Annotated in this window: 21 protein-coding genes and 4 pseudogenes; 5 read left to right on the forward strand and 20 right to left on the reverse strand. The window is 39.2% G+C overall.

Features of this window, described 5'->3' with window-relative positions; all coding sequences use genetic code 11:
- Positions 1-250 precede the first annotated feature (250 nt).
- The 3 genes and pseudogenes from MKX36_RS12415 (at position 251) to MKX36_RS12425 (ending at position 4512) form a co-directional block, all read left to right on the forward strand.
- Positions 251-2548, forward strand: coding sequence for a hypothetical protein (locus MKX36_RS12415; protein WP_340864803.1), 2298 nt, complete (start codon positions 251-253; stop codon positions 2546-2548).
- 28 nt (positions 2549-2576) lie between these two features.
- Positions 2577-3482: a hypothetical protein gene (locus MKX36_RS12420; protein WP_340864804.1), complete on the forward strand. Its 906-nt coding sequence runs from the start codon at positions 2577-2579 to the stop codon at positions 3480-3482.
- Between the two features lie 364 nt (positions 3483-3846).
- A pseudogene (locus MKX36_RS12425) lies at positions 3847-4512 on the forward strand (M28 family metallopeptidase).
- A 499-nt stretch (positions 4513-5011) separates the two neighbouring features.
- Here MKX36_RS12425 and MKX36_RS12430 read toward each other — a convergent pair.
- The 12 genes and pseudogenes from MKX36_RS12430 to MKX36_RS12485 all read right to left on the reverse strand — a co-directional run bounded on the left by MKX36_RS12430 (position 5012) and on the right by MKX36_RS12485 (position 16152).
- Positions 5012-5488: a hypothetical protein gene (locus MKX36_RS12430; RefSeq protein ID WP_045244572.1), complete on the reverse strand. Its 477-nt coding sequence runs from the start codon at positions 5486-5488 to the stop codon at positions 5012-5014.
- Complete coding sequence (locus MKX36_RS12435; RefSeq protein WP_045244571.1) at positions 5454-7514, reverse strand: site-specific integrase; 2061 nt, start codon at positions 7512-7514, stop codon at positions 5454-5456. Before MKX36_RS12435 ends, MKX36_RS12430 begins: the two co-directional genes overlap by 35 nt.
- Positions 7515-7517: 3 nt before the next feature.
- On the reverse strand, positions 7518-8645 hold the full coding sequence (locus MKX36_RS12440) for a tyrosine-type recombinase/integrase (RefSeq protein ID WP_340864805.1): 1128 nt from the start codon (positions 8643-8645) through the stop codon (positions 7518-7520).
- Positions 8646-9224: 579 nt separating this feature from the next.
- Positions 9225-9857 (reverse strand): annotated as a pseudogene (gene bluB, locus MKX36_RS12445) (5,6-dimethylbenzimidazole synthase).
- A 92-nt stretch (positions 9858-9949) separates the two neighbouring features.
- Positions 9950-11182 carry a MalY/PatB family protein gene (locus tag MKX36_RS12450; RefSeq protein ID WP_340864806.1) on the reverse strand — a complete coding sequence of 411 codons (1233 nt, stop codon included), beginning with the start codon at positions 11180-11182 and terminating at the stop codon, positions 9950-9952.
- Positions 11112-11972: a DUF3737 family protein gene (locus MKX36_RS12455; RefSeq protein ID WP_016820892.1), complete on the reverse strand. Its 861-nt coding sequence runs from the start codon at positions 11970-11972 to the stop codon at positions 11112-11114. Before MKX36_RS12455 ends, MKX36_RS12450 begins: the two co-directional genes overlap by 71 nt.
- A gap of 146 nt (positions 11973-12118) precedes the next feature.
- Entirely contained in the window at positions 12119-12514 is a 396-nt protein-coding gene (locus MKX36_RS12460; protein ID WP_340864807.1) for a cupin domain-containing protein, read from the reverse strand.
- A 31-nt stretch (positions 12515-12545) separates the two neighbouring features.
- Complete coding sequence (locus MKX36_RS12465; RefSeq protein WP_340864808.1) at positions 12546-13292, reverse strand: SDR family oxidoreductase; 747 nt, start codon at positions 13290-13292, stop codon at positions 12546-12548.
- A 78-nt stretch (positions 13293-13370) separates the two neighbouring features.
- A complete protein-coding gene (locus MKX36_RS12470) occupies positions 13371-14123 on the reverse strand; it encodes a carboxymuconolactone decarboxylase family protein (protein ID WP_016820889.1) in 753 nt (250 codons plus the stop codon).
- A 127-nt stretch (positions 14124-14250) separates the two neighbouring features.
- Positions 14251-14784: an NAD(P)H-dependent oxidoreductase gene (locus MKX36_RS12475; RefSeq protein ID WP_017426962.1), complete on the reverse strand. Its 534-nt coding sequence runs from the start codon at positions 14782-14784 to the stop codon at positions 14251-14253.
- Between the two features lie 70 nt (positions 14785-14854).
- On the reverse strand, positions 14855-15067 hold the full coding sequence (gene dmpI / locus MKX36_RS12480) for a 4-oxalocrotonate tautomerase DmpI (protein WP_340864809.1): 213 nt from the start codon (positions 15065-15067) through the stop codon (positions 14855-14857).
- Positions 15068-15177: 110 nt separating this feature from the next.
- Positions 15178-16152 carry an aldo/keto reductase gene (locus MKX36_RS12485; RefSeq protein WP_340864810.1) on the reverse strand — a complete coding sequence of 325 codons (975 nt, stop codon included), beginning with the start codon at positions 16150-16152 and terminating at the stop codon, positions 15178-15180.
- Between the two features lie 237 nt (positions 16153-16389).
- Here MKX36_RS12485 and MKX36_RS12490 point away from each other — a divergent pair, with 237 nt between their 5' ends.
- Positions 16390-16935 carry a TetR/AcrR family transcriptional regulator gene (locus MKX36_RS12490; protein WP_016820885.1) on the forward strand — a complete coding sequence of 182 codons (546 nt, stop codon included), beginning with the start codon at positions 16390-16392 and terminating at the stop codon, positions 16933-16935.
- Positions 16936-17333: 398 nt separating this feature from the next.
- Here the strand turns inward: MKX36_RS12490 and MKX36_RS12495 are convergent, their stop codons facing one another.
- The 6 genes and pseudogenes from MKX36_RS12495 to MKX36_RS12520 form a co-directional block, all read right to left on the reverse strand.
- Positions 17334-18761 carry a 6-phospho-beta-glucosidase gene (locus MKX36_RS12495; protein WP_340864811.1) on the reverse strand — a complete coding sequence of 476 codons (1428 nt, stop codon included), beginning with the start codon at positions 18759-18761 and terminating at the stop codon, positions 17334-17336.
- Positions 18762-18791: 30 nt separating this feature from the next.
- Positions 18792-20660 carry a beta-glucoside-specific PTS transporter subunit IIABC gene (locus tag MKX36_RS12500; protein WP_340864812.1) on the reverse strand — a complete coding sequence of 623 codons (1869 nt, stop codon included), beginning with the start codon at positions 20658-20660 and terminating at the stop codon, positions 18792-18794.
- Between the two features lie 186 nt (positions 20661-20846).
- On the reverse strand, positions 20847-21728 hold the full coding sequence (locus tag MKX36_RS12505; protein ID WP_016820882.1) for a LysR family transcriptional regulator: 882 nt from the start codon (positions 21726-21728) through the stop codon (positions 20847-20849).
- 310 nt (positions 21729-22038) lie between these two features.
- On the reverse strand, positions 22039-22251 hold the full coding sequence (locus MKX36_RS12510; RefSeq protein WP_445671820.1) for an aldo/keto reductase: 213 nt from the start codon (positions 22249-22251) through the stop codon (positions 22039-22041).
- Positions 22252-22306: 55 nt separating this feature from the next.
- Complete coding sequence (locus MKX36_RS12515) at positions 22307-23530, reverse strand: multidrug effflux MFS transporter (RefSeq protein WP_016820880.1); 1224 nt, start codon at positions 23528-23530, stop codon at positions 22307-22309.
- A 72-nt stretch (positions 23531-23602) separates the two neighbouring features.
- Positions 23603-24100, reverse strand: a pseudogene (locus MKX36_RS12520) (alcohol dehydrogenase catalytic domain-containing protein); the annotation flags it as partial.
- A gap of 359 nt (positions 24101-24459) precedes the next feature.
- Between MKX36_RS12520 and MKX36_RS12525 the strand changes: the two are divergent.
- Positions 24460-25011: a TetR/AcrR family transcriptional regulator gene (locus tag MKX36_RS12525; RefSeq protein WP_016820879.1), complete on the forward strand. Its 552-nt coding sequence runs from the start codon at positions 24460-24462 to the stop codon at positions 25009-25011.
- Between the two features lie 304 nt (positions 25012-25315).
- On the opposite strand, the pseudogene MKX36_RS12530 reads toward MKX36_RS12525, so the two are convergent.
- Both MKX36_RS12530 and MKX36_RS25405 read right to left on the reverse strand, forming a co-directional pair.
- Positions 25316-25807, reverse strand: a pseudogene (locus tag MKX36_RS12530) (DUF1848 family protein); the annotation flags it as partial.
- A gap of 44 nt (positions 25808-25851) precedes the next feature.
- Positions 25852-26082 carry a DUF1848 family protein gene (locus tag MKX36_RS25405; RefSeq protein ID WP_039276028.1) on the reverse strand — a complete coding sequence of 77 codons (231 nt, stop codon included), beginning with the start codon at positions 26080-26082 and terminating at the stop codon, positions 25852-25854.
- Positions 26083-26442 lie beyond the last annotated feature (360 nt).

Genomic DNA, 26442 nt, shown 5'->3' on the forward strand with positions numbered 1-26442 from the left:
TCAAAACCAACTGTTGTGTGTTGGCAATATCCTATGGTTGGTCAAACGTTTTTACCAAGATGTGGCCCAGAAACATCCAACTGAGCACCCACGCTTTGATGAAGAAATATGGGGTTATCTGGTAAACCTTATTCCCACCGATAAGGACAAAATTGATATAAACATAAAACTTAGGTAACTATTTGCCCTTCCACGAGAATCAATAAAGGACCGGGAGGATATTGATCAATGGCGAAAAGATCTAGTTCAGTTGCAGCAATTCTATCCGCAACGTGATCCTTTTGCCAGAGTAGAGCCTCAAATCCCGACACTCGATTTTCACCAAGTAATCTCGAATCTCGGAGATTATCCACTATTGCTTCGTGAATTGGGACTGGTATTCGATCTAGAAGTGGATCTCGAAGCAGATATTCCTCTGATCGGAAGTGTAGCTATCCTTCCCAGTTGGTCATCGACATTTGACGATAGCATAGATCGGTGCCCTGAGACCCAATATTCGATAGACCTTACCCATAACAGCTTTACAGCAACTCCGGCCAGTTCGGGGATATCAGAAAGATATGTTCAATTGGTTGATACACGAATTAACCATGTAGAGGACGTTGATCCCTATTCGGTCATTCAGGTAGATGCGGACAGCACTTCACTTAAGTTTCTGGAATTTATCCGGAACGTTGCGAAGAATCAACAGTGGGATCACTCGACAGGTAGTGCTCTCCCTTCATTCCGTTCCAATGGTATCTCCATTGTGCACGGAGATCGAGCAAGAGAGCTATTCCTATCCCTTAATGATAGCGTTGGACTAAACGCCGACATCGAAAGTGGAGGAGGTCTACTGTTTGCGGAGCAATTGGTTCGCGGGTATCGCGTCGACGTATGGGATTCTGAGTCTGAAACTTGGCATTCTTTGTGCCGCAGGGAGGGCAAGTATGACTTCGGTAATCATAGAATTAGGCTTACGGACGAGGGTTTTATTTCCATGGGCCTAACAACGGCCGCAGATAAAACTTCGACAGATCTTTTTCTCCATCAGTCACTCTTTACTTGGGGAGGATGGAGTTTGGTAGCTCCGCAACCGGGTAAGATCATCAACCCACAAGATGCTGTCGCATCGGCGAGCAACAATGCAAGCACCAATTTTCAATTGGAGACCCACTTCAAACCTGATGCTGGCTCTCTCCCCAGACTGCGATTCGGCCGGGCTTATCGATTTCGGATGAGGACTGTAGATCTTGCCGGCAACAGTCGAAAATGGAATGAATCGCTACCGAAGTCGGTTGCGGACACCTCTCAGACGCGAGAGCTGGTTCATAGTTGCTTTGAACCCGTGGAATCTCCCGTTGTCGTTTTAAGAAAGGATACTGGGCCAGGTGAGTCGGTACACCATCTGACCATAAGAAGTAATTTTAACTCGTCTGCTGAGTCCTATAATGAACGCCACATTGCACCACCTAAAGTATCACAAATGATGGCGGAAAAACATGGATGCTTTGATATTTCATCTGGCTTGGATCCAAATGCATACCAGATTATGATCAATAAAGACAGCAGTTTTTCAACAGAACCACACGAAGAGTCGCAACTCCGTTTACCCTATCTGCCTGATCCCATTTCACGTGGGGCCGCGTTTCTAGGACTACCAGGGTTGAAAGTTGACAAGACAACGATGGTGCCATTTACTACTGAAGGTGACTGGTTCGAGGCATTGCCCTTCCGCCTGAGACTTGAAGAGGGTACAGGAAAGCCTAACTGGGATCCGCATCGTCGATTATTAAAGGTGTATTTGCCAAAGGCCGAAACGGCGACCATTCGACTATGCTCCTACCTGTCGGAAGAGGAATGGGAATTGATGGGGATTCGTCAAATAATAGAAGAAACGGGTGCCGCGCTTCCTTCAGAGGCTACTCGTGATTATCTAAGAAGGTTAGCACTCGAAGGCAGACTTTGGATGTTAACACCTAGCCGAGAACTAACCCTCGTGCATGCTGTTAGGCAGCCACTTATTGAGCCTGTCTTTCAAGAAACTGTAGCAAATCGAGAAAAGAGTCAGACCTATGTAACTTTAAAGGGCTCCATTGGGATGGATGGTAAATCAACCGTAAAACTCGATATTAACGCTTGCTGGCAGGAGCCTGTAGATGCTTTATCCGAGCCCCAATGTATAACGATTTCTCACCAAGTCCATGTCTGTGAAATTAAAGTAGATGCCTCTGAAAACGAAGTTCCCTTGGTCTACCGACATGAATTTGGCGACACAAAGTACCGCCAGGTGACCTATACTGCCGATGCCACCAGCCGGTTTAGTGAGTACTTTCACACTCCTTATGAAGATTGGTGTACGCTAAGTCGTTCTCAAGGTGTAAAGCTGAGACACACGCATATCGTTGAGAACACGGAGATCGTGTTTAGCAAAGACAAAAAAATCAAATACGAGAGAAAAAAAGATTACACAATTGATTACGGCAGTGGAACTATTACCCGAAACAACTACTGGCGCTATACGAAAAGGGGAGTCGGTTCATGTTCTGTATTCGTATCTCCCCGGTGAAATCACTCGATCGTCAGAAAGTGTGACTTTGGATATTTGTAATTCGGCCCCTCCTGCTGCTCCTAAGGTTCTATATGCTGTTCCCGCGTTTGAATGGGAGCGTGAACAAGACCTGAGTGAAACGAAAATTCATCGAAAGGGTGGCAGGCTGCGAATATATCTGGACTGGCCATGGTTCTCATCTGGTGAAGGAGAATTACTTGGAGTCATTCTCTGGCCCGACCTTCCAGGCAACGAAATTCCACCGCAAGCAAAACCTTATATTACGCAGTGGGGTAAAGATTGTATCCGAAGCGGCGGAGCACGAGCACTCCCTCCCCTGCCCCAACTTAAAGATTTCAAGCGAGCAACTCTAAGGGATACTGTGAATGATCTACAAGAACTACCAGGTAAGGACATCCATGTGGCGGGCCATACTGTACAATATGACCAAGATTACAAACGCTGGTACTGCGATGTGGATATTAACACTTACGATGAGTATGATCTTTTTGTTCGTTTGGCTCTGACACGCTATCAAGCAATGTCTTTAAATGGAGCTCACCTTTCACCTGTGGTGTTGTTGGATTTTATGCAGACACCCTCCCACCGACTAGTCACTTTCCAGGAGGATCCAAACGACTCGCGCAAGTTTAATATTAGTTTGTCTGGTACTGCTCCTGGTGGCCCATTAATCGGGGCAGTTGTGGTAAAGCTCCAAACCATGGATCCACATAAACCTGAGCAGGGATGGCTGCCGGTTCCCAACTTTACTTATTATCTAGCGCCAATTGAGAATCCAGAAACATGGACTGGCCAAATTACATTGCCTAGTCCTCGCGGGGATAAACCGTACAACTTGATCGTATGCGAGTATGAGCGCCACGAAGTCGATGGGGATGCTCCTAGTAACATTGGCACGCGTCTTGTCTGTTCGGTTGAATATGAGATCTAAAGGCAAAGGCAAGCTACGATCACGGTTTTCTTCATAAAATGGGATATAACGATGAATTCGGTTGTGGATTGACACCCCTTAGAATGGACATTGGAAAAGCCTACGTGTTTAACCGGTGAAATTCTAGGGGGTGGTTTTTTTATTGAACAGAAGTTTAAGACGTATTCTATCTCATTGAAATAACTAAATGTTTATTTTGGTGATTACAGCAAAAAACGTCGATCATTTGGGATTAACGGTTTTTTAACACTAACATTAGTTATCCTTTGGTATCAATCCCGTGTTCCATTTCCCAAAAAACACAGGTTTTATTTCGTTATGAAGACGATCATTCAACCCTGACCACCCGCGAAAGCAAGCCTTCGTGCTATTCAACTCTTCCATATATGCAGTTTGGAATATTGCCGCTCAAAAAAAAGGCTCTTCTTCAGGCCCGCGTAAGTTGTTATTGCTTACTGCTCATCTTGACTCTATTAATCATGAGAATGGTGATATTCATATACTAGCCCCTGGTGCAGATGACAATGCAAGCGGAAGTGCAGGAGTGCTTGAAATTGCCCGTATAGTGGCGCATACACAATTTGAAAATGATATTTGATTCGTGCTCTTCGGAGGTGAAGAGCAAGGCTTGTTCGGAAGCAAACATCATATTGAGCAGCTCACGCCTGATGAAAGGTCTCGAATACAGGCGGTAATTAATATGGATATGATCGGCTGCTTAAATGCTTCAAAACTATCAGTACTTATCGAAGCAGGCGCCAATTCTAGATCGATTATGGAGGAATTGAAAATATCCGCTTCGATTTATACTACATTACAGGTTGAAACTTCTCTAAACCCCTTTGCCAGTGATCATGTATCGTTTCTGGATGCAAGTTTCCCAGCAGTATTAACCATTGAAGGAGCCGACAGCTCTAATCCACACGATCATACCTCTAATGATACAGAAGATCATATCCATTATGATTTGGCCCTTAGCATTCTTAAAATGAATACTGCAGTTTTAATTCAACAGCTAGAAATAACTTAGATTCAAAAATGGACTATGCCCATCCACTTATTAAGGCATTCACTAAAGGACTAGGCTCAATCTTTTGGTTACAATCAGAGATATATGCAGATCTAATCTGGAAAATTATGCTGTTCACAATTACATGGATTTTATTTTTAAAACTAGATGTATGTTTAGAATATCTCCGTATATTGCTTGCTTCGTTACTACGCGTGCTGATTTATATTTAACAAATCGTATACTCCAATAATGAAGCGGACAACTTAGTCAGGATTCAAAAAAAGAAACAACGGAGGAATTTAACCGCATGAATGATTCTAACAAAACATCCTCAACTTCAAATGACCGTGAAACCAAACTACCTCAGTCTCCCTACCTACCAAAAGAACTTGTGCTACTGATGACATACATCGTATGCTGCTAGCTTCTTCTCCTGAATATGTAAAAAACCGAGAGCAGCTTAAAGAAGCATCTGGTGCCCTCGATAGCGGCCGAGCACAGAATCGTGAAATTATAGCTACTCCTTATACTTCTCAAATTGTGAAACTATCCATTTTTGATTGTTTTCTGCAATATATTGCTCGGCATTAATTAATAATTCAATAAGTTCATTTTTTTCATATTTCGCAAATCTTCTTCTAAGAGCCTGTAGGTCTCGATCAGGCTTGATTATATTGTAATTTTTTGTTGACAGATTTGATTTAAAAGATGAATTTAGTGATTTTTTGACTATAGTTTTAATTTCAGCATTTTCTTTATAATAGTTATAAAGTTCAGGATTACTTTTAATGGAATTAGGATGAATACCTTTATTCTCAGTATCAATTTTTTTTGATAATTCAGCAATCTTCCTGTAAGAAATTTTTATACCCTGTTTTATTAGTTCGTCGATAGATCTTTTGCCCAGCTCAAACGTTCTGTTTTTACGTTGAAGGTATATACTATCTAACCATGGTTTTTTAGTTTTCTTTCTGGAATTGAATGTTTGGCTCATACGATTCATCCTTTATATACATCTCAATACCTTCAATTTCTTTTAATTCTATTTTAGCTCTCCTCATAGCTAGTTTCATCTTCTTTGCCTCTACTTCTAATCCTAATTCTAAAAAGCGCTTTTCACTTTCCTGTGCCCATGTATGATACTGTTCAATTTCGTACTTGAATTCAGGTTGCGGCACTTTAGCTGCACAACCCATACATGCCATTTTTGTCGGGCAGACTGAATCAATTGTACATATGCCACCAACTACTTTTGAGACAGTCCCAACCTTTTCTTTGTATTCTTCGTAGATATCTTTAATTTCTTCAGGGCTTCTCTGAATCCCTTGTTGAATATCTATATAGGACATCCAATTATCATGTAAAGATTCAATTGTCCCTGAGATTTGAATATTGGTTGGTGCAGCATAATAACTTGTGACACTTTCATCTTTTTGATGTAATAATTTACGCACAATGTCGATAGGTAGTTTCTCTGTTTGAGCTGCATGAGTGGCAAAAGCATGACGCAGAAGGTGAGTTTTAAGAATAACCTGTTTACCTTCCTCTGTTTGTATAATTAAGCCATGTGTTAAAAAACGAATTACAGAATTCAAGGTGAACTGATTTATGTGTTGGTAATTATACTGAAAAACAAATTTTCTTTTCTTATTCATTAAGTGCTTTCTTGAACTTATGCTATAGTCTACTTCTGGTAATGTACTTGAATTGTAGTGACTCTTTAATTCTTTGATTATCATTAATATTGTTTGAAAAACACTTTCAGGCATATAGTAATTCTCTAATAAATCTCTACCTTTTGGAATTAATCTAAGAATATAATTTCTTTTCGTAGGTTTTATACTTTTATCCTCCGTAATAATACAACATTCTGGATCATAACTAACTTGTAGAATCTCATTAATTCGAGCACCTGAATAAGACTGAATATCTAATGACAATATTGCAAACATACAAGCAATGTACAATGGTTCTACATTAATAAAAAGTCGTGAACTATTATATTGCTGTTTTCTGGTTAGGTTAAACCCTTGAGTTAGTACTCCATCATTCCTTGATTGGAATGGGTGTATATTTGCTGTTGTATCATGGCCCCACCTTTCTAAAAATGAGATACCTTCAGTCTTTCTTTCATCAGATGCTAGATTAGACCATGCACCTAAAAGACGATTATTTAAAATCTCAAAAAACCATAATCCTTCTCCTTTAGATCCATCTAAAAGATTTATAGATTTAATAAATTCCAAATAATATTCATCGTTTGAATTCTTATTCAAGATAAAGTAAAGTCTTTCATTTAAATATTCAGATTCTTCATAATCAAAAGAAAAAGGTAGTAAGATTTTCTCATTTTCAACTTTTGCGATCATTTTATTTGTGATTTCACGTAGTCGCTTTATTTGATTCCATCTAAAATGACTTTGTGCTCTAATATCTGGAAGCATTGGAGTTACAGCAGAAGTCTCTTCTTTTCGTTTTTTTTGCGCTGAAGTTACTGCCAAATCTCTAGCTTTATAATCTCTATTATCAAAAGGAAATTCCGGGAATAAAAATTCCGAAAAATAATCCTGACGATTTAGTTCAATTCTGTCTTTTAACCATTTGGATACGTTATACAAGAAAGACTTATAATAAGAGATCAACATTTGTCTTTGTCTATTTGTATGATCTTCATAAATTTGACCAGATAAGTATTGGTGAAAGTGTGTGTAGTTTAAATCTTTAATGTTCACCAAATCAAATGCTTTGAAAATATCCTTAAGACGCTTATTTAAAGTGGACATCATATTATTGATAGAAGCAGGAGATTGTTTGCGATCCGTAGCACATAGAACTGCTAATGAAAATTGATTTAACCAGGGGCTTTCTAAACAATATTTGTAAATGTAATTTAAGCTTTGTTTATTTAGCATATCCCACAGGTATTCATTATTAACATTTCTTAGAAGAAGTATTTCATCATCAACAACTCCAAGTAATTTTTTATACCACTCTTTCTCTTCTAAAATCTCTGATTCCATTTCCTATTCCATCCCCTTATAAAACTCATTAATCCACTCAATCTCTTCTGTTGGTAATATCGCTTTAGTTTGTAAAACCGAACTAGATAATTGTTCACCCTCACTGGAACTATGAGATTTTTTTAAATATTCTTTTTCATATTCTTGCATTTTTTTAGCCATGTTTTCATGTATCTCTCTGAACAAAGCCTCATTAAAGTAATGTTCATATACTTTTATAGTCTCAGGATCTTTCCACTTCATATAATTTATTAATTCATTTTTCTTCATTTCGATTTCCCCGCCATCACTAGCTGTGTCATAAATATTTCTAATCATATTAGTGACAAACCAGTGTCGAGTTTTGTGTATGTTCATTTTTATTTTAGCTTGAGTAATGATTTTAGACCATTGTGAGTAAAATGCATTATAGTTGTAGGGATCACCTCTCCTTGTAAGAAAAATCACTTCACTATCGGAAAGTTTTGTAAATGATTGTTTTTCATGAGCGTATGTCTTTCTCTCGCCATTAACATATCTCATTAATAGCTTCAAAGTGTCTTGAGAAAACCTAAGAAACTTAATTCTCCTTTTTTCACTTCCTTTATTAAGGGTAGCTATCTCATATTGATTTATCCGTTGCCGATAATCTCCAAGTGTTAACTCAAGGATTTCATTTATTCTAGCACCAGTTTCAAAAAGCATTCTTATTACGACTTCATCTCTTAAAGACCAACCAATCTCTGAACCAGCTCTGTAAATGATATAAGGAAGATCATGATCTGCAATAATATTTGGCTTCCAATCATTTGCTACAAGTTTAAAATAGGAATCTGATTGACTGCGATATGAAGAATCAGATGGAATCTCTGTTCCTGCTATTTTAGGTAATCGTGGTTTATTCTCACGTATGCTTGTAGGACTAAAACTCCCAATAGAAATACTATAATCAGCATCAACTAAAGGATTTTGAAATTCGTACAATTTTAGATGTAATGCAGTTTTATAGAACGATTTTATGGCAGCTAGAAAGTGATTAATAGTCTGAGGACTTTTTTTAGTCATTATTACGTACTGGAAATTTTCTTTAGACCTTAACTTACAGCCCATCTGATAAATCAGGTAATTCTCGACCGCTGTTCTTATAGCCATGTGACTATCAGACCACTTGACTCGGGTACCTTGGTAATTACTACTTTTTGCAAGCCATGAAAAGAATCTCTCCAAAGTTATTAAATAAGATAAAGCTGAACTCTCATTAATTCTTTTCTGTTGATAATAATAGAATTCTGTCAAAGGTAAAAACAGCTCATTTTCTCTATTAAATACGAGAATTGAATACTTACTCTGAACGTTCATAGGACACTTGATGTGATAATAATCGCCCGCTATGAACAGCCCCCCCTTAATGTGACACAATATATAAGATTGTAATAATTTTATATGTAATTAGGAATAATATCTACTAAATATTACATAGTATTTTGTACATATGTATAACATGATCTTCGGAGATAAAAATGCCTAACATAAACGTTTTTTTTAAAATTGACACAAAGTTCCCTACCAAAAATTAAAAATCCCTTATAAAACAAGGGATTTCTTGGTTGGTAATTTTATGTCATTCTACAGGAAACTTGTTTACTGAGGTTATAAGTGACTCCAAGTTCGCATAATCGTTTATGTCTTTTGCAACCTCGAATAAATTTATCTTTTTCATTTATATTTCAATCATTCCCAAGCATTATGATGTATTAGATTATTTAGATTTCGACGCCTCTCCCAATTTACTTGCTCTAGGATTGGTTTTGTAGGATAAAAATCCGTGTAACCTAATGAAATCAATGTAATAGGATCAATATGTGGTGGAATATTCAGTATTTCCCGTACGTCTGTTTTCTTGTAAAAACTCACCCACCCCATTGCTATTCCTTCTGCATAAGACGCCAACCACATATTTTGGATACAACAGGCTACGGATAGAATATCAGTTTCAGGAATAGAATTTGGCCCAATTACATGTCCGCCACCTCTTGTTGGATCACATGTAATACAGAGCGTTATAGGTGCTTCCCTTATACCCTCTAATTTTAACGAGAGAAATCTTTTCTTTTTTCATCTTCATAGTGTATGGACAAGGCCTGTATTTCTTTATGACATGCATGCGCCAATCGTTCTTTAACTTCTTGAGAGTCAATTACAATAAAATCCCAAGGTTTCATAAAACCAACGGAAGGTGCATGATCCAGCCATTAATATGTTGTTTAACTTATCTCTGGATATGGGTTTTCTATTAAATGATCGAATATCTCTCCTTTCAAAAATGGCTTTAAATATTCCTTTTCTCTCATAAACATTTAACAACTTAATTCCTCACTTAAAACAAAAATCCCCAGAATGCGCCAGTCTCAGATTATTATGACATGGTTTCAGGTTCAAGTGTAACCATTATTGAATCAATCATTCATTCTTTGATATGCCTGAATCCCAATCTTCAAGCGCTGCAATCCATCAGTTAGTCGTTTTTTAGGGCAGGCGTAGTTCAATCGAATGAAACCGTGTCCATTGCCGCCATAAATGGCGCCCTCCGAGACATACAGCCCCGTTTCTTTCCTTATGAACTTACACAGTTGACTTACATTAGAAGTTATGTTCCGGCAATCGATCCAGGCCAAATAAGTCGCTTCCGAATGGATAATTTGGAGCTGCGGTAGTTCACTAGCCAAATAATGTTCGAGATATTGCTTGTTCGCCATGAGATATTCCAATAAGGCTTGCAGCCAGGGTTCGCCTTCCGTAAAGGCAGAGATTGCTGCTTCAATCGCAAAAAAGTTAGGTTCGGCCACTTCATTGGTGTTAATGCCACGGTGTACAAGTTTTCGAATCTTCGAATTCGGCACGATAATACTTGAAGTTTGAATTCCCGCAAGATTGAAAGTTTTCGTCGGTGCCACACAGGTGATGCAATTTTGTGCGATCACTTCCGATACGGAAGCGAACGGAATGTATTGGTGGCCTGGGTGTGTTAAGTCGCAGTGAATTTCATCGGAAAGGATAAGGACCTCATGTTTGACGCAGAGCGTGCCGAGTTTCTCAAGAACTTGTTTGTCCCACACTTTACCTATGGGGTTGTGCGGATTGCAGAAAATCATAAGCGTTGTGTCAGGATCGGCTAGCTTTTTCTCCACATCGTCAAATTCGATCGAATATCCATTGTCTTTGTAAATCAACTCGCTTACCAGAACTTCTCGTTGATTGTTCTTTATGGAGTTGTAGAAAATGTTATAGACAGGCGCAAGCACTAGCACTTTGTCGCCGGCTTTGGTCATATTGCGTACGATAGATGATATCGCCGGCACTACCCCCGTGCAAAACATAATCCATTCTTTTTGGATCTGATATTGATGTCTCTTTTCCCACCAATGGGCAACTGCATCATAATAAGTATCTGGTATCGAGGTATATCCATAAATACGATGGTCTAATCTCTTTTGCAGAGCATCGACTAAAGCAGGCGAAGTCTCAAAGTCCATATCCGCCACCCACATCGGCAGCTCTTCTGGTCCAACATCCCATTTATAAGAGTTAGTGGCCAAGCGTTTCGTCATTTTATCAAAATTAAAGGACAAATCGATCACCTGCTTTATCCAGCTCGTATCGGGTGTAGGCAGCGTTGATTTCTTCGTCATTGATGATGATTTCACCGATATCCTTTGCTTTGATTTTCCCGGAGATTGGATTTTTCACGCTATCAATTGATGTCTTGGTTTCCACCTCAATGGTTGAATATTCGAATGCCAAGTCGGTATTCAGAATCGTTCCGTTCTCGATTACGAGACGGTCCATGTAGCACATTCCCTGATTGCTTTCGATAGTGCAGTTGATAAAGGTGATGTTTTTCGAATTCCATCCTAAATATTCTCCGATGATCAATGAATCATAGACGGTGACATTCTCGCAATTCCAGAAGGCGTCCTTTGAAATAATCTTCGCATTGCGAATCTCCATATCCTTAGCTCCGTCGAATGCGTAGTTCCCCGCTAATGTGAAATCGTCGATAGTGATATTTGCACTATTCATTCCAAAGTAATCACCTTTTGCGGTCACATGATTCAAGTGAATATCTTCGCAATTCCATAAGGTTTCTTGCGCGTTGGGCAGATCGACATACGTCAGTCGGATTCCGCTCGAACGCCGAAATGTCTTTGGCGCCTCTATTACGCTGTCACTGATGACAATTTGGTGTGTATACCATATTCCCGATCGGGCCATTACAAGGAAAGTGCTACGATCAACACGAATATTATTGCAATACCACAAGGGATATTTCCATTTAAAAATGCTATTATCGATAGTAATATCGTTGCTTTCCTTCAGGGGGGACTCGCCATCCGCGAAAATGGAATTAGTGACCATGAGATTCTTTCTCTTGAAAAGTGCTCGTTCTCCGGTAAGCATTTGTTGGTCGATCGTTTGCATAATACTGTCTCCAATCGCTCAGTGCTAGCTTCAAATATTTCATGACCCATAATTCGCAGAATAGCAGCAGAGGGTTCCAGATCTATTAGAAGCTTCTATATAAACGGCGGTATTAACGGCTGCCGTTTATATGTGTTAATTATTTATCATAGCTTAATATATTCTTCATCCAGTACAGGTTCTAACCAATCTGTTTGTCCTGGTGTAAGAGCTAAGTGAACAAACCAGCTTTCCTTCGTAGCCCCATGCCAATGTTTAACGTTCGCTGGAATGTTTACCACATCGCCTGTTTTGAGTGATTGAGCTGGCTTTCCTTGTTCTTGATACCACCCCTCACCGCCGGTAACTAACAACACTTGTCCAGTATGATGAGAGTGCCAGTTATTGCGGGCACCGGGAGCAAAGGTTACATTCCCGATTGCTGTATTGAGTGGTGCTGGATCGGTAAACACCATTTGTAAGTACGCGTCTCCGATAAAGTTTTTTTCGACTTTTTGACCCAATGGGAAGAGTGTGCTATGGCTTAAGTGCTCGTTCTTCATTTTTCATCTCTACTTTCTTATATTTTTAACGTTATCCAACTTGAGCTGTTGGTCGAATGATCATCTCATTAATGCCCACATCCGATGGTTGCTCGATGGAAAAGGCAATGGCACGTGCGATGCTGTCTGCATCAATTGCTATCTTGTAAAAATCATCCAAGCCCGCTTTCATTGCCGGATCGGTTGTCGTCTCCAGCAGTTCGCTGGTCACAGCTCCCGGCGAAATATTGGTCACACGAATATTTGTACCACTCATCGCTTCTTCTTGGCGCAAGCCTTCAGAGATTGCTCTTACGGCATGTTTGGTACCACAATAAACTGTCCCGCCTGGGTAGATGTTGTGTCCAGCCACGGATGAAAGGTTAATAATATGACCTGATTTCCGTTCTCTCATAGATGGAAGGACTGCCCCGATTGCGTACAATACCCCTTTGATATTGACATCGATCATTCGGTCCCATTCATCAACCTTTTTCAAAGCAAGAAAAGCCTGCGGCATGATTCCAGCATTGTTGACTAAAACATCAATTTTTCCAAACTCGTTCAGCGCATACGCAGCAAGATCTTCCATTTGTTGGTGCGAACTTACATCCGTCACTTTATACACAGCTTCTCCGCCGCTTTGTTCAATTTCATCTTGTAATTTCTTTAACCGGTCTTCGCGGCGAGCGGCAAGAACCAATTTTGCACCTTTAGATGCCAGTTCTTTTGCAGCTGCTTCTCCAATACCGCTGGACGCTCCTGTAATAATAACTACTTTTTCTTGAATATTTGACATTTTAGATAAACACCTTTCTTAATTTTAGGTATACTTTCATCTATAAAAAAATCTATTTCTTCGCTTAATTTTCTTCTGCTATTCTGGAATGATCTCATTCACACAACTCAAAGCATTTAATGTTCTCGGAAAACCCATATAAGGAAGGCAATGAGTGATGGCAGTGATCATGATATCCTTGTCATTGCCTACATTCAGGTTGCCTTGCACATGTGCCTTGACTTGACTTTCACAACCGCCGAGACTACTCACAATACAGAGGGTCAGCAACTCCCGTGTTTTCAGATCAAGGCCTCCACGAGTATAGAAGTCACCAAAACAGAAGGCAGAAAGATAGTCCTGTATATGCTTTTGATTGTATGGAACATTCCCCCTGTTCTTTTCAATGATATCGCCAAAGATTTCTACCTGCACTGCAAGGCCTTTGTCTAACCGATTCTCTTCTTCAACCTGCTTTTGACTTTCGAGAGGTAACTCGATATTTCTGGATTGGAAAACCTCATTAATCTCCGCGATGGCATTTAGCGTTTTAGGGAATCCTAAATAAGGAGCACAATGGTAAATGGCCTCTTTAATTTCTACCGGAGTTAGTCCAACGTTCAGTGCAGCATGAGCATGCGCCTTGAGCTGAGGTAATGTTTGATTCGTTACAAGCACCACCAGAGTGATAAGCTCACGTTGTTTATCGTCCAACTTCCCTTGATAAAAAACTTCCCCAAAAATAAAACGGCTCAGGATGTCCTGAAAATCAGGATCAGTAGCGTATGCTCCCGGCATTCCATTACCAAATAGCTGTTTAAACGTTTCTTCACTCTTTTCAATTCGATTCATAACTATGCCTCCTGCTTGTTTTTTTGTGGATGAATAAGACCCATGAAAGAATGACGATAATTGCGACGCGGTAACCTCCAATTCCCGTCTCTATGATGAAGCCGACAAGCTTAGCATCACCATTCTTCTAGACAAGTTTAGGGTTCAGCGCATAAGCCACATAATCCTTGGCACTTTGCTCTAGCTCCTCATCTGACAGGTGTTGCATTACACCATACAAGATATATGGTGTCAAATAGCGTGTTCCAATCAAGTTACTGGTTGCCTGAAGAGGTCGCAGCAGCTCGGAAACGGTGTATTTAAAATTACCGTCTGGTAAATAGTTTTCTTTAGCAGCGCCGGTAGAAACGGCAATCAGCAGCTCTTTTCCGTGCAGCTTGTCCCCTTTGCTTCCAAATGCCCAGCCATGAGTTAGGACTACATCCTCCCATTTTTTCAGCAATGAAGGCGTACTGTACCAGTAGAATGGGAATTGCAAAACGATGCGATCATGCTGCTCCAATAGACTCTGCTCGGCAGCGACATCGATCTTCTCATTCGGGTATGCCTCATAAACATGGTGAATTGTAACACCAGCTTGCTTCTTCATTTCTTCCGTTAAGCGACGATGAACACGGGAAGCAGTTAAATCAGGGTGAAAAACAAGAACGAGTGTTTTCATTTTAAATTTTCTCCATCCAAGAATATTTTTTTCTATCTTAATTGTTTAAATGGATACCAAGTTAATTATTTTACTCCTCACTTTTCAGTGGATCATTTACAGCTTTGTCTGCTAAAACCCGTCCTGCAACACCTATATTATCTAGTTCATTTTCCTTTACGAACACAAAGAATGCTTGTTCAGGTATATTCATGATAGTTGAAGCTGATGTAGTAAGGTCTTTTACTAACTTTCTTTTTTGCTCTTTAGTTAATTTAGCTGCTTCAATTGTAATTACAGGCATAATTTATTCTCCTTTATTGTGAGTTTATGTCTAATGACGACGAGCTGACACAAAAACTCATGTGCATCTCTCTTATCAAAGAGGCCGTGCGACACCAAATTTATATGAATTTAAAAATGACCAACGATTCGGTGCGGTACATATGGTTCTTCCAAAAACGCAATTTCTTCAGCAGTTAATTGAATAGATAGAGCAGCTTCTGCATCTTCGAGCTGGGATATTTTTGTCGCACCGACAATAGGAGCGGTTACCGGTTCTTTATGCAGAAGCCACGCAAGTGCGATGTGAACCCGGCGAACACCATGTTTCTCTGCCAAACTCGCAACTCGGTTCACCACCAATTGATCCGCATCTGTTGTTGCATCATATTTTTGTTTTGCAATTTCATCAGTTTCGGCACGATGTGTTGTTGTCTCCCGCGCCAATCTTCCTCCTGCGAGTGGGCTATAAGGAATGACCCCGATTTTTTCTTCCTTACAAAGTGGGAGCATCTCTCGCTCCTCTTCACGGTAAATGAGATTTAAATGATTCTGCATTGATACAAATCGGGTCCACCCATTCTTCTCAGCTATATGTAAAGCTTTCTCAAACTGCCATGCCCACATTGCAGAGGCGCCGATGTATCTTGCCTTACCAGCCTTAACTATATCGTGCAATGCCTCCATCGTCTCTTCGATAGGCGTGTTATAATCCCAACGATGAATTTGATACAGATCGACGTAGTCGGTTTTCAATCTCTTAAGGCTCTTATCGATTTCGCTCATGATCGCCTTGCGGGAAAGTCCAGCGCCATTGGGTCCTTGATGCATTCGTCCATGTATTTTAGTCGCGATGACAATCTCATCACGGTTCGAAAAATCCTTTAATGCACCTCCAATTATTTCTTCACTTGTCCCGTCAGCGTACACGTTTGCAGAATCAAAAAAATTGATTCCAAGCTCCAGAGCTTTTTTTATGATTGGACGAGCGCGTTCTTCATCAAGTACCCATCGATGATGACCTTTTTGTGCGTCTCCAAAACCCATACAACCAAGACAAATCCGGGATACATCCAAGCCAGTATTTCCAAGTTTCGTATATTCCATTTCATGGTTCCTCCCTTTCGTGTGGTGCGATTTTGACTTGCCTCAGAACGGGTACGCGTGCTGATCATTGAGTTTAGATAACTCCAAATAAAAAAATGAACATTGATTGTTTAATCAACTTACGTTTATAATTCTAAACGGATACAAAATGCTTGCAATAATCAATTTCTTTCGATGTGTGGATTACTCAACAAATTATCCGTAATTGCCGATTATCTCAGTAAGGGGACTTTAAAAATGACTAAAGTGGACAGAAGGGTACTCAAATCTCAAGAAGCCATAAAGAAAGCAATACTTGAACTGATGACTGAAAAAAACTTTGATGACATTACAATTCGGGATATTTCTGATAGGGCAAATGTTAATCGAGGAACAATCTATCTCCATTACATGGATAAATTTGACTTGCTAGATAAGATAATTGAAGAACATATAAACAATCTCCGTGAACTTTGCCACACAGCATCTGAAATGAGTTTCCAAGAAGGAAATTATGTCTGGTTCGAATACTTTGCAGACAATCATTTGTTCTTTTCAACCATGCTAAACACGAAAAGTTCAGCTTATTTTCGTAGTCAATTTCTTGATTTAGTCGTCCAGGAGTACAAGGTTGAAGTCGATGTAACAGAAGGAATAAATCAAGGCTTAAGTGAAGATGTCATTCTTCAATTTTTTGGGGCCGCGGTCGTGGGGATCGTAGAATGGTGGTTTAAGAATGGAATGTCAGTCCCCCCTCGTGTCATGGCAGAACAAACTGGGATATTGTTAGACAGAAATTTTTAAATTGCATTCCCAACAAATCTAGTAAATCGAGTAATTTCTTGTACTGAGGTTATTTAAACAAAATTCTCATCCTAATTTCGTGATGAGGGTAGGGTTTTGAAAACTGTTCTCGCATTCGGGACTTGAACACTAGAGATAAGGCCCATACCCGGCACAGTACAAAAACATGGAGCGGCACCCGCTCCATGTTTTGTACTTAAATCCATAACTTTATTTCCTATTGAGAACACGATCCCGAATAACAAGAAAATGCTTACCACAAGAAGAACTTGCCTCATGTTAGTGAGAACAAGAGAATATATCGCATTTTAAATTAAGGGTCTTGTTTAGAAAAAGTTTGTAAGCGTCACATCTGGTCGACTGTGATTCCACCATCAACTAGCTATGTCTGTATAAACTTAGTCTAAATCTTCTCCATTGCTGTTAATTACTTTCTTATACCAATTAAAGGACTTTTTCCTACTACGGCTTAACGTACCATTTCCCTGGTCATCTTTATCCACGTAGATGAAACCATATCTTTTGCTCATTTCTCCAGAGCTTGAGCTTACTAAATCAATGCACCCCCAGGTTGTATATCCTAACAATTCTACGCCATCTTCTTTTACAGCAGTTTTAAATGCGCGGATATGTTCCCGAATATACTCGATTCTGTAATCATCCGAGATACATCCATTTTCATCAGGCTTGTCCGCAGCTCCCAACCCATTTTCGACAATAAATAATGGTTTTTGATAGCGATCATACAATGCATTTAATGTAATTCTCAACCCGAGTGGGTCAATTTGCCAGCCCCATTCACTTCTTTTTAAATGGGGATTTCGTAATGTCGGAAATAGATTGGCAGCGGTTTGAGTATTAACTGCTGGGTCAGCACTTGTTAATCGCGAACCATAGTAACTAAATGAAACGAAGTCAACTGTATTATTTTTCAGAAGCTCCTTATCACCATCTTGCATCTTCAGATGTATATTCATCCTTTCGAACATTTTTTTGGCATAATTCGGGTATTCACCACGAGATTGTACATCCACAAAGAAGTAATGTTCTCGATCCCTTGTCATGGCTTTCCATACGTCTTCAGGAGCGCAAGTATAGGGATAAGTGCTGGCACCCGCCAACATACATCCTATCTTGAATTCGGAATTTATTTTGCGTGCAATTTCAGTAGCTTTAGCACTCGCGACCAATTGGTGATGAGCTGCCTGATACTTCACAGCTTCTTCATCTTCATCTTCATCAAACACCAATCCTGAGCTCCCGAATGGTAGGTGTAATAACATATTGATTTCATTAAAGGTTAGCCAATACTTCACTTTATCTTTGTAGCGAGTGAATAGTGTTTCGCATAGTCTTTCATAATAATCAACCATTTTACGGCTTCTCCAAGAACCGATCGTTTTTACCAAATGCATCGGCACATCAAAATGAGTGATCGTTACTAAAGGCTCTATATTATATTTTAAACACTCATCAAAAACATCATCGTAGAACTTCAAACCTTCTTCGTTGGGTAATGTATCATCCCCATTTGGATAGATTCGTGTCCATGCAATAGATAAACGAAAGCATTTGAAACCCATTTCTGCAAATAAAGCAATGTCTTCCTTATAATTATGATAAAAGTCGATGGCTTCATGGCTCGGATAGAAATGCTCATCATCACATTCCATCATTTTCATCTTGCCTTTCATTACAGAAACGCGATCCTGTCCTGCGGGTATAACGTCGACGGTTGACAATCCCTTATTCCCTTCCAAATATCCACCTTCACATTGGTTTGCAGCAGTTGCTCCTCCCCATAAAAAGTCTTTGACTAAAGTCATTTATAATCCACTCCTTGAATTTTGATATGGTTACACTATTAGGACTAACAACTCATTGTTAAAATCAGTGACTGTACTACTGTTATTAGTTAGCACATCAGCATAACTGTAAGTATTCGTAACGATCACCGGGGTTTGGGTAACATATCCTTCCTCCCTGATTTTCTCCAAATCAAACGTGATTAGTGTCTGTCCCTTGGTAATTCTCTGACCTTCTTCAACATGAGCTTCAAAGTACTTCCCATTCAGTTTAACGGTGTTCAATCCTATATGGATGAGTATTTCAACCCCATCATCGGAGAGTAAACCGATTGCGTGCTTCTTGGGAAACAACGAAACAATTTTCCCATCAAAAGGAGCGACCACTTTTCCTTCGCTTGGCTCAATGGCAATTCCTTTTCCCATTGATTCTGTGGAGAAGGCCGCATCTTGAACATCCTTCAACGGAATCATTTCCCCTTTGATAGGACTTGTAATGACCGTATTTTTAAGTGTGATGATTTTATCGTTTGTGGTGACTTTATTCTGCTCAGACGTTTCTTTCTCATATTTTAAGGTTAAAAAATAGGTAAGCACTGCAGTTATAACCGTCGTAATTAATAATGCGATGAGTATATTATAGAAATTCCAAATGTTTTCTCCAATATAAAGCGGAATAGCTGGAAGCCCTGATGAACCTGTTGCATAACGTGAAACTTCCATAACCCCTGCGTAAAGCCCGCCAGCAGCGGAGCCAACCATAGCCGCAACAAGAGGATATTTTTTAGGTAAATTAACACCGTAAAGTGCTGCTTCTGTAATTCCCATTAAACCTGTAATTCCACTTGTAGTGGAGATTTGCTTGGATACTGTATCCTTTGTTCTCCAACTGACAATCAACGCGGCTACACCTTGCGAAATATTGGATATCATGGCTCCAGGTCCAATGATATTTTCATATCCCAATGTCGTGATTTGAGCCAATGATAACGGAACGATACTGTGATGAAGTCCAAACATAACAAGGATTGGCCAGAAGGTTGCAATTATGAAAATGACCACCCATGCTCCGTGCGATCCCAAAAAATCAAACCCCATTGCCAAATATGTTCCGAAGAAAGAACCTAGCGGTCCTAGTGCAGTTAAGGAAATAAATCCAACAACCAGAATGGTAAACATCGGAACAAAAATAATTTTTACAGCGTTAGGAATGATTCTTTTAAAGAATGGTTCAATGTAGGATTGCGCCCACACGGTTAATAGAATCGGAACAACCGATGAACTATAAGCAACAAGTGTCAATGGAATATTGAAAACGCTAACATTATTACCCGCAGTTCTCAATAGATCCAGATTCGGATGAAGCAATACCCCAGCCAACACAAGTGCCAGTACAGGGCTGCATTTTAATTTGTTTGCAGCCGAATATGCTAATAAAAAGGGTAAGAAATAAAAAATGGCATCCGACATGAAATTGATTACATAGTAAGTTTGTGACGCTTTTGAAACTACATTAAATAAGATCAGCAAAGCCAATAGCGCTTTTATCATTCCCGCGCCTGCAATAGCCGGAACGATTGGACTGAATGTACCTGAAATAAAATCGATTAATTTGCCAAAAACGCTTACATTTTTTTCATTAGATAATTTATCATCTATATTTTCTGCATGTTTTATATATTTAACCACTTCCTCATATACTTCTTCAACATGGGTGCCAATAACCACTTGAAATTGGCCACCGCTTTCAATCGCATCAATTACGCCATCTAAAGCTTTAATAGCGTCTTGATCGGCTTTTTTATTTTGGTTTAGTGCGAATCTAAGCCTTGTCATACAATGAGTTAGTGTTGATACATTTTCACTACCACCAATCTTCTCTACAATATCCTGAGCTAATTTTTCATATTTTTTGCTCATTAGAAAATGCCCCCTCTTCTTGTTGTTGAACAATGAATTACGCCTTTTATTTATTAAACATAAACAACTTTACCCGCTAAATAAAAAAAGTTATTTATCAGTAATATTTAAAGGCTTCATTCAAGCTGCACCTTTAAGATATCACTAGATAAATAACCTTATCCAATACCTATAATCTATGTTTTATTATGCTTGTGAGGCATACTTGATTAATTGAATTAAGTGAGAAGTAGCCTGGTTAAAAATCTTGTGTTTCTTCCAAACAATAACACAACTAAATTTGAGTTCTGGAAAAAATGGTCTGAAGCAAAGATGTTTTGAACCTGTCATCGCAAGAGCACCTTCAATACAAATAGCAGTTCCCATACCATTATCTACAAAATTAACTATGTTAGAAATTAAGTTGTATGTGGCTAGAACATGTATATTTTCATATTCATCAGCAAACCAATTAGCAATTTCATTTTGTACTGTTGGACGACTAGAAAGAAGTAAAGGAACTCCAACAAGATCATTGGGAGTAACATATTCTTTTTGAGCAAGAGGGGATGAAGCCTGTGTTAGAATTCCCCATCGTTCCTTTTGAGGCAATCTGATGAAATCGTATTTTTCAATATTTATGGGCTCTAATAAAATCCCAACTTCAAGTAAGCCTTTGTCTATTTTTTCCTTTATATCATCCCCTGTTCCGCTATAAATATAATAATTAACCTGTGGATACTCTTCATGAAAAGCTTTTAATGTTTGAAATAAATAATGTGATGTTAGTGATTCGACGCTTCCTATAGAAATAGTCCCTCCAACCAGATTATTTTGATCTTTGAATTCTCTCTCTGTTTTATCCGCAATCGTTAGGATTTCTTCTGCCCTTTGACGTAAAAGCATGCCAGCATCCGTTAATGACACCTTTTTTTTACCGCGAATAAGCAATTGAGTTCCTAAATTTTTTTCTAAGTCAGCCAATTGTCTGCTTAATGTCGGCTGTGTTACATGTAGTACATTTGCTGCATGCGTAATACTTTCCAAACGAGCGACTGTAAGAAAATAACGAAGCACTCTTAACTCCATGTTTCCCCCTGTTGACAATATGTGCTTAAGAATAGATTCAATATGTCCTAGTAATTAACTTACCATCTTAAATACAGTTCTTTCAGTTTACACTTTTCACATACTTCTCTGCCATTATAACCATTAATCAATTCTATATGCATATGTTTATATGTGGAATTGAATCGATATATGGGAAGGATTTGGGTACTGTTACGTGAACATAGTGTTGTTGGATTTGAGCATTTTGTGATAAGACCTCCCCAAAATTAGTAATAAAATTTCATATTGCTGAGCCGTTCAACGTTCTCAGGATCGTGAAGAGATAAAATTAAACTCTCTTTGGAATCCAACTTAGCAATCCTCTCCAATCGTCCCTGCTCAATTCGAAGTTGAAGATATTGAAATTTTTAATAATTCTTTCCTTATGAACAAACATTGGAATCGCAACAATTCCTCTTTGTATCAACCAACGTAAAGCAACTTGATCCACGGATTTATGATGTTTCTCAGCTAAAACCGAGTATCGGCATCTCGACACCATTGTTTAGTGTAACATTTTACATTTTAGATCCTACTTAATGTTCGCTAGCGATTGGTTAAGTATTGGATTCAAAGCTATTTTTGGTGCCGGATAATTTTTTTATCCCTTTAACCAGAATGATATAGGTAATTATAGATAATAAACTTGTAGAAAAAATAATAATTCCAAAAGGTATAGCAGAATTTTCGCCTGCAATTCCCACAAGTGGAGACGTAACGGCACCTAATGCAAATTGTAAGGTCCCGAGCACGGCAGACGCGCTCCCTGCAATATGCCCCTGGGAATCCATTGCTAATGTAAAAGAGATGGGGCCAATGATCCCAATGGATAAAGCGAATAAGAAGATCGAAATAAACATAGCTGATAATACTCCATGTACTAGTACTATAAATAAGACTGCTGCAGAAGATAAAAACGCTAGTATTATTCCGATCAAAAACAGCCGCCTTTCCGTAACCCGGCCTGCAAGCAGTTTGACGAATTGAGATCCCAAGATAATAGCAAGGCCATTCAACGCAAAGAGGATTGAAAACAGTTGCGGCGACACGCCGTATATGTTTTGATAAATAAAAGGGGTACCTGCAACATAGGCAAAAACACCTGCGAACAATATGCCATTGACTAGAGCATACCCCATAAAAGACCGCTTTCGGAATAAGCTAATATAATTTTTTATCAACGCACGGGGACTGCCTGAAATACGTTGTTGTACAGGTAAGCTTTCCTCTAACCCCCATATGGTAATCCCAGTTAACCCTATGCCTAGCACCCCTAAAAATATAAATACACCTGACCAAGAGCAGTATGACATAACCGTACTTCCAGCCGTAGGGGAAATTAATGGTGCCACATTGCTGATCATTGTCAGCAACGATATAAACTTAGTCATTTCAATCCCACTAAACCGATCTCGAACAATAGCGCGCGAAATAACGAGTCCAGCGGACGCAGCAACCCCTTGTATAAATCTTAAAGATATAAACCATCCTATGCTTGGAGCAAAAACGCATCCAATAGAGGAAAGGATATATAGTATCATGGAAATCAACAAAGGCTGGCGTCTTCCATAAATGTCGCTTAAAGGTCCCATTATCAACTGTCCTAGCCCTAATCCTAACAGACTAGTGGTTAAACTCGCTTGAACCGCAGTTGCGCTTGTTCCAAAAAAAACAGCGATTTGCGGAAGTGATGCAAGATACATATCGACGGTAAACGGCCCCAACGCCGAAAATATGGCCAATAATAGAGCAAAACCGAAAGAATTTTTTTGGGTCTTCATTCTTTTAACTCCTATGATTGTTTAAATGCTTTCTTTAAGCTAACGCATATGCTTTAGATGTTATGGGTTTGCTTCTGCCCCCATAGAATAAGCGAACCTAACAGCCATGTGTCCGAGTCCACCAAGTCCAACAACGGCTATATTTTTCCGGAATTAACACCCCAATGGCGCAGCGGCGACATCAAGATTAATGCCGTCTAGAATTCTAACCACGAAATCCTCCGTTACAACGATATGGCTGGAATAACCTCCCTGCGTATATTGTCCATATCTATCGATGAATCCATAGCTACTCGTATGTCCATTAAGACAATATTGCTCCTTTCCTCGACGGCAACTCTCGCACTCTCCACAGGAACCATACAGCCAACTTCTACTCGGTCACCAACAGCATACTTTGTGACTTCCAAACCAATCTGGGCGGACAATTCCAGCAATTTCGTGTCCTGGAACGAGAGGATATTGGTCTGGCCCTCAATCGCCACGGGCAGCATGGATGTCAGAGTGGCAAATACCCGTATATTTGATCTCAATGTGAATATCATGCGGTTTAAGATCCCTGCGCTCAATTGTAAGTTAGAATGAGCGGATCTTATGGACGGCACACAGCACGTGCGCATTAGCATTAATCATATATAACCTCCAATGAATAGAATTTTTATCAGTTAGCTATTTAGAAATTAATAATGATTATCCACACTTCTTTATTAAACACCAAGTGAACACCCCTCTTTTTTAAATTTAAATTCCCCTTTTAGGTATGTATGCCACGGAGAACAAATAAGCAAAACTGGTTGTTTTATCAACTTATGTCTATTATTATAAAAAAAGAAACCTAAGTTCAATGGTTAAAAAAGCGAAATTTGTTGAAATAGCAACATCATCAGGAAAAGTGTTCATTATTTTGTTGATCAGGGGGAAAAGACAAGATGATTAAAGTGGATCGGAGAATCCTAAAAACACAAGAAGCCTTAAAAAAAGCCGTTATTGAACTGATGGCTGTAAAAAACTTTGATGACATTACCATTCAAGACATTGCAAACAAGGCAAACGTAAACCGCGGTACAATTTATCTTCACTATCAGGACAAATATGATTTATTAGATCAAATCATGGAAACACACATTAATGAATTAAAAGAAATGGATACGTGGGCATGTCAGATGGAGTGGGCTGATGCTCTTGTTCCATATTTCGAGTACTTTGAGAAAAATTATTTACTTTTTTCAACCATGCTAGCTGGATCAAAAGGTACACCTTCATCTTTTAGAACGCGGCTACTTGCTTATTTCATGGAAGGGTTCAAAGGGGAGATTGACAAAGAAAGCGGAAAAAATGCGGAATTAACCGAAGATGTGATGTTACAATATGCTGGGACTGCTTATGTAGGGGTTATTGAATGGTGGATTCGAAATGGAATGCCCTATTCACCGCAAGTCATGGCCACGCAAGTTGGCACCTTGCTAGAAAGAAGTTTTTAATCGGTAATTATATTCTGTAAAGTAAATGGCATTTTCCCTTTTCAATAAAGGTCACAGTATACAACGAAACACTAAAACAACGGCAGCCGATCGGCTGCTGCTTCTGCATGTTTTTTTCATTTTTTGTTACTTGGCTGGAAGAGATCAGGTTATCTCCCATGTCGGAAGCAAACTGGAAACAGGAGAGAAAGCAGTTGCTTTCTCTCCTGTTTCCGGTAGATAGATTTCCTTACTACACTTGCATATACGCACCTGTATATACATTCATTCAAGTAGCCTCAATTGGTACCGGGCATAAGTCAAATTAATTCTTTTTCAAAAAGCTCCTCTGTGCTCCTTGTTGTAAGATATCTGTTGTCTTCAGATGCCCGAACAGTAATGGCGAATTCGGGTCATGTAGCTTATAATTTTCAGATGCAGCTTTGGGACTCTTGTTTGCATAACAATATTTGCAGCCACTCACACATGTGTCATAAGCACCAATATCTCTACTCTCAATGCAGTTACATCCTGCTCTCATACCTTTATGTTTCAAATTACGGAATTCCGTCTCATTTGCATTTCCAAGAATCTCAAGCGTCATGCAACCTGAAGCATGAATACCGTAATTGCTATAATCTTCGCTCGGTCCGCAAGTTTGAATGTAAATACCATATTTGGACGCTATAGCTCCAAACCGTTGTGCCAATTGATCCATATCTTCAGATGAGATGCGCTCCAGTTCAGGCATGTTTACTTCCAATTTTTTATACATTTCAACAAAACCAAAAATGCAACGATCAATATAAGGTGCAAGCTGACTAGCGAGACATTAAAGGTTTCAGGATGACGTTCTACCGTTTAATCTTGTGTAAGCAGAACAGGATCATACCGCCAAGCAACCTTTTTACTTCCTACAATTTTAGATAATTGGATGAGTGTTTCTACGCTATTTTCAATCGAAGGAACTCCTGGTTCAACATCTCTACTATAAGCAGTGATGGAGTAATAACAGTAGATATTAAATTTTTCCGCAATGCCACGAATGTGGGAAAGTATCGGTGTCTTGTTTTTGAGCAAAAAACTACGCAATCAACTGCCTCAGGTGTCAGTTCATAACGAGTCACTTTATTTGTAATGAGTGCCGTATCGGAAGGTACAGCTGGATCACCTCCTTTCTATGGAGTCCATTCTGCCTGCAGGGCAGCGGGCATGAAATAAAGCACTTTCACTCGAAAGGTGGGGAATTCTTGAGAGAACATAATCCTCCTCAAACCCTTTTAATAACAAACCCGCCTTGACATAATTGCATTTTTTTCACTCCTTTAAAGTGTTATGCCTGCAAGAGCGTATGTTCTCATTGTAGTCTGCATTATAGTTGTATATAGTACTAATGTCAAATGAATAACATAGGTGGTTCTTTTGATCAAATCGGGTGCATTCTCTCAATCC

It is taken from the genome of Paenibacillus sp. FSL W8-0439 (assembly GCF_038008995.1).
GTDB lineage: Bacteria > Bacillota > Bacilli > Paenibacillales > Paenibacillaceae > Paenibacillus > Paenibacillus polymyxa.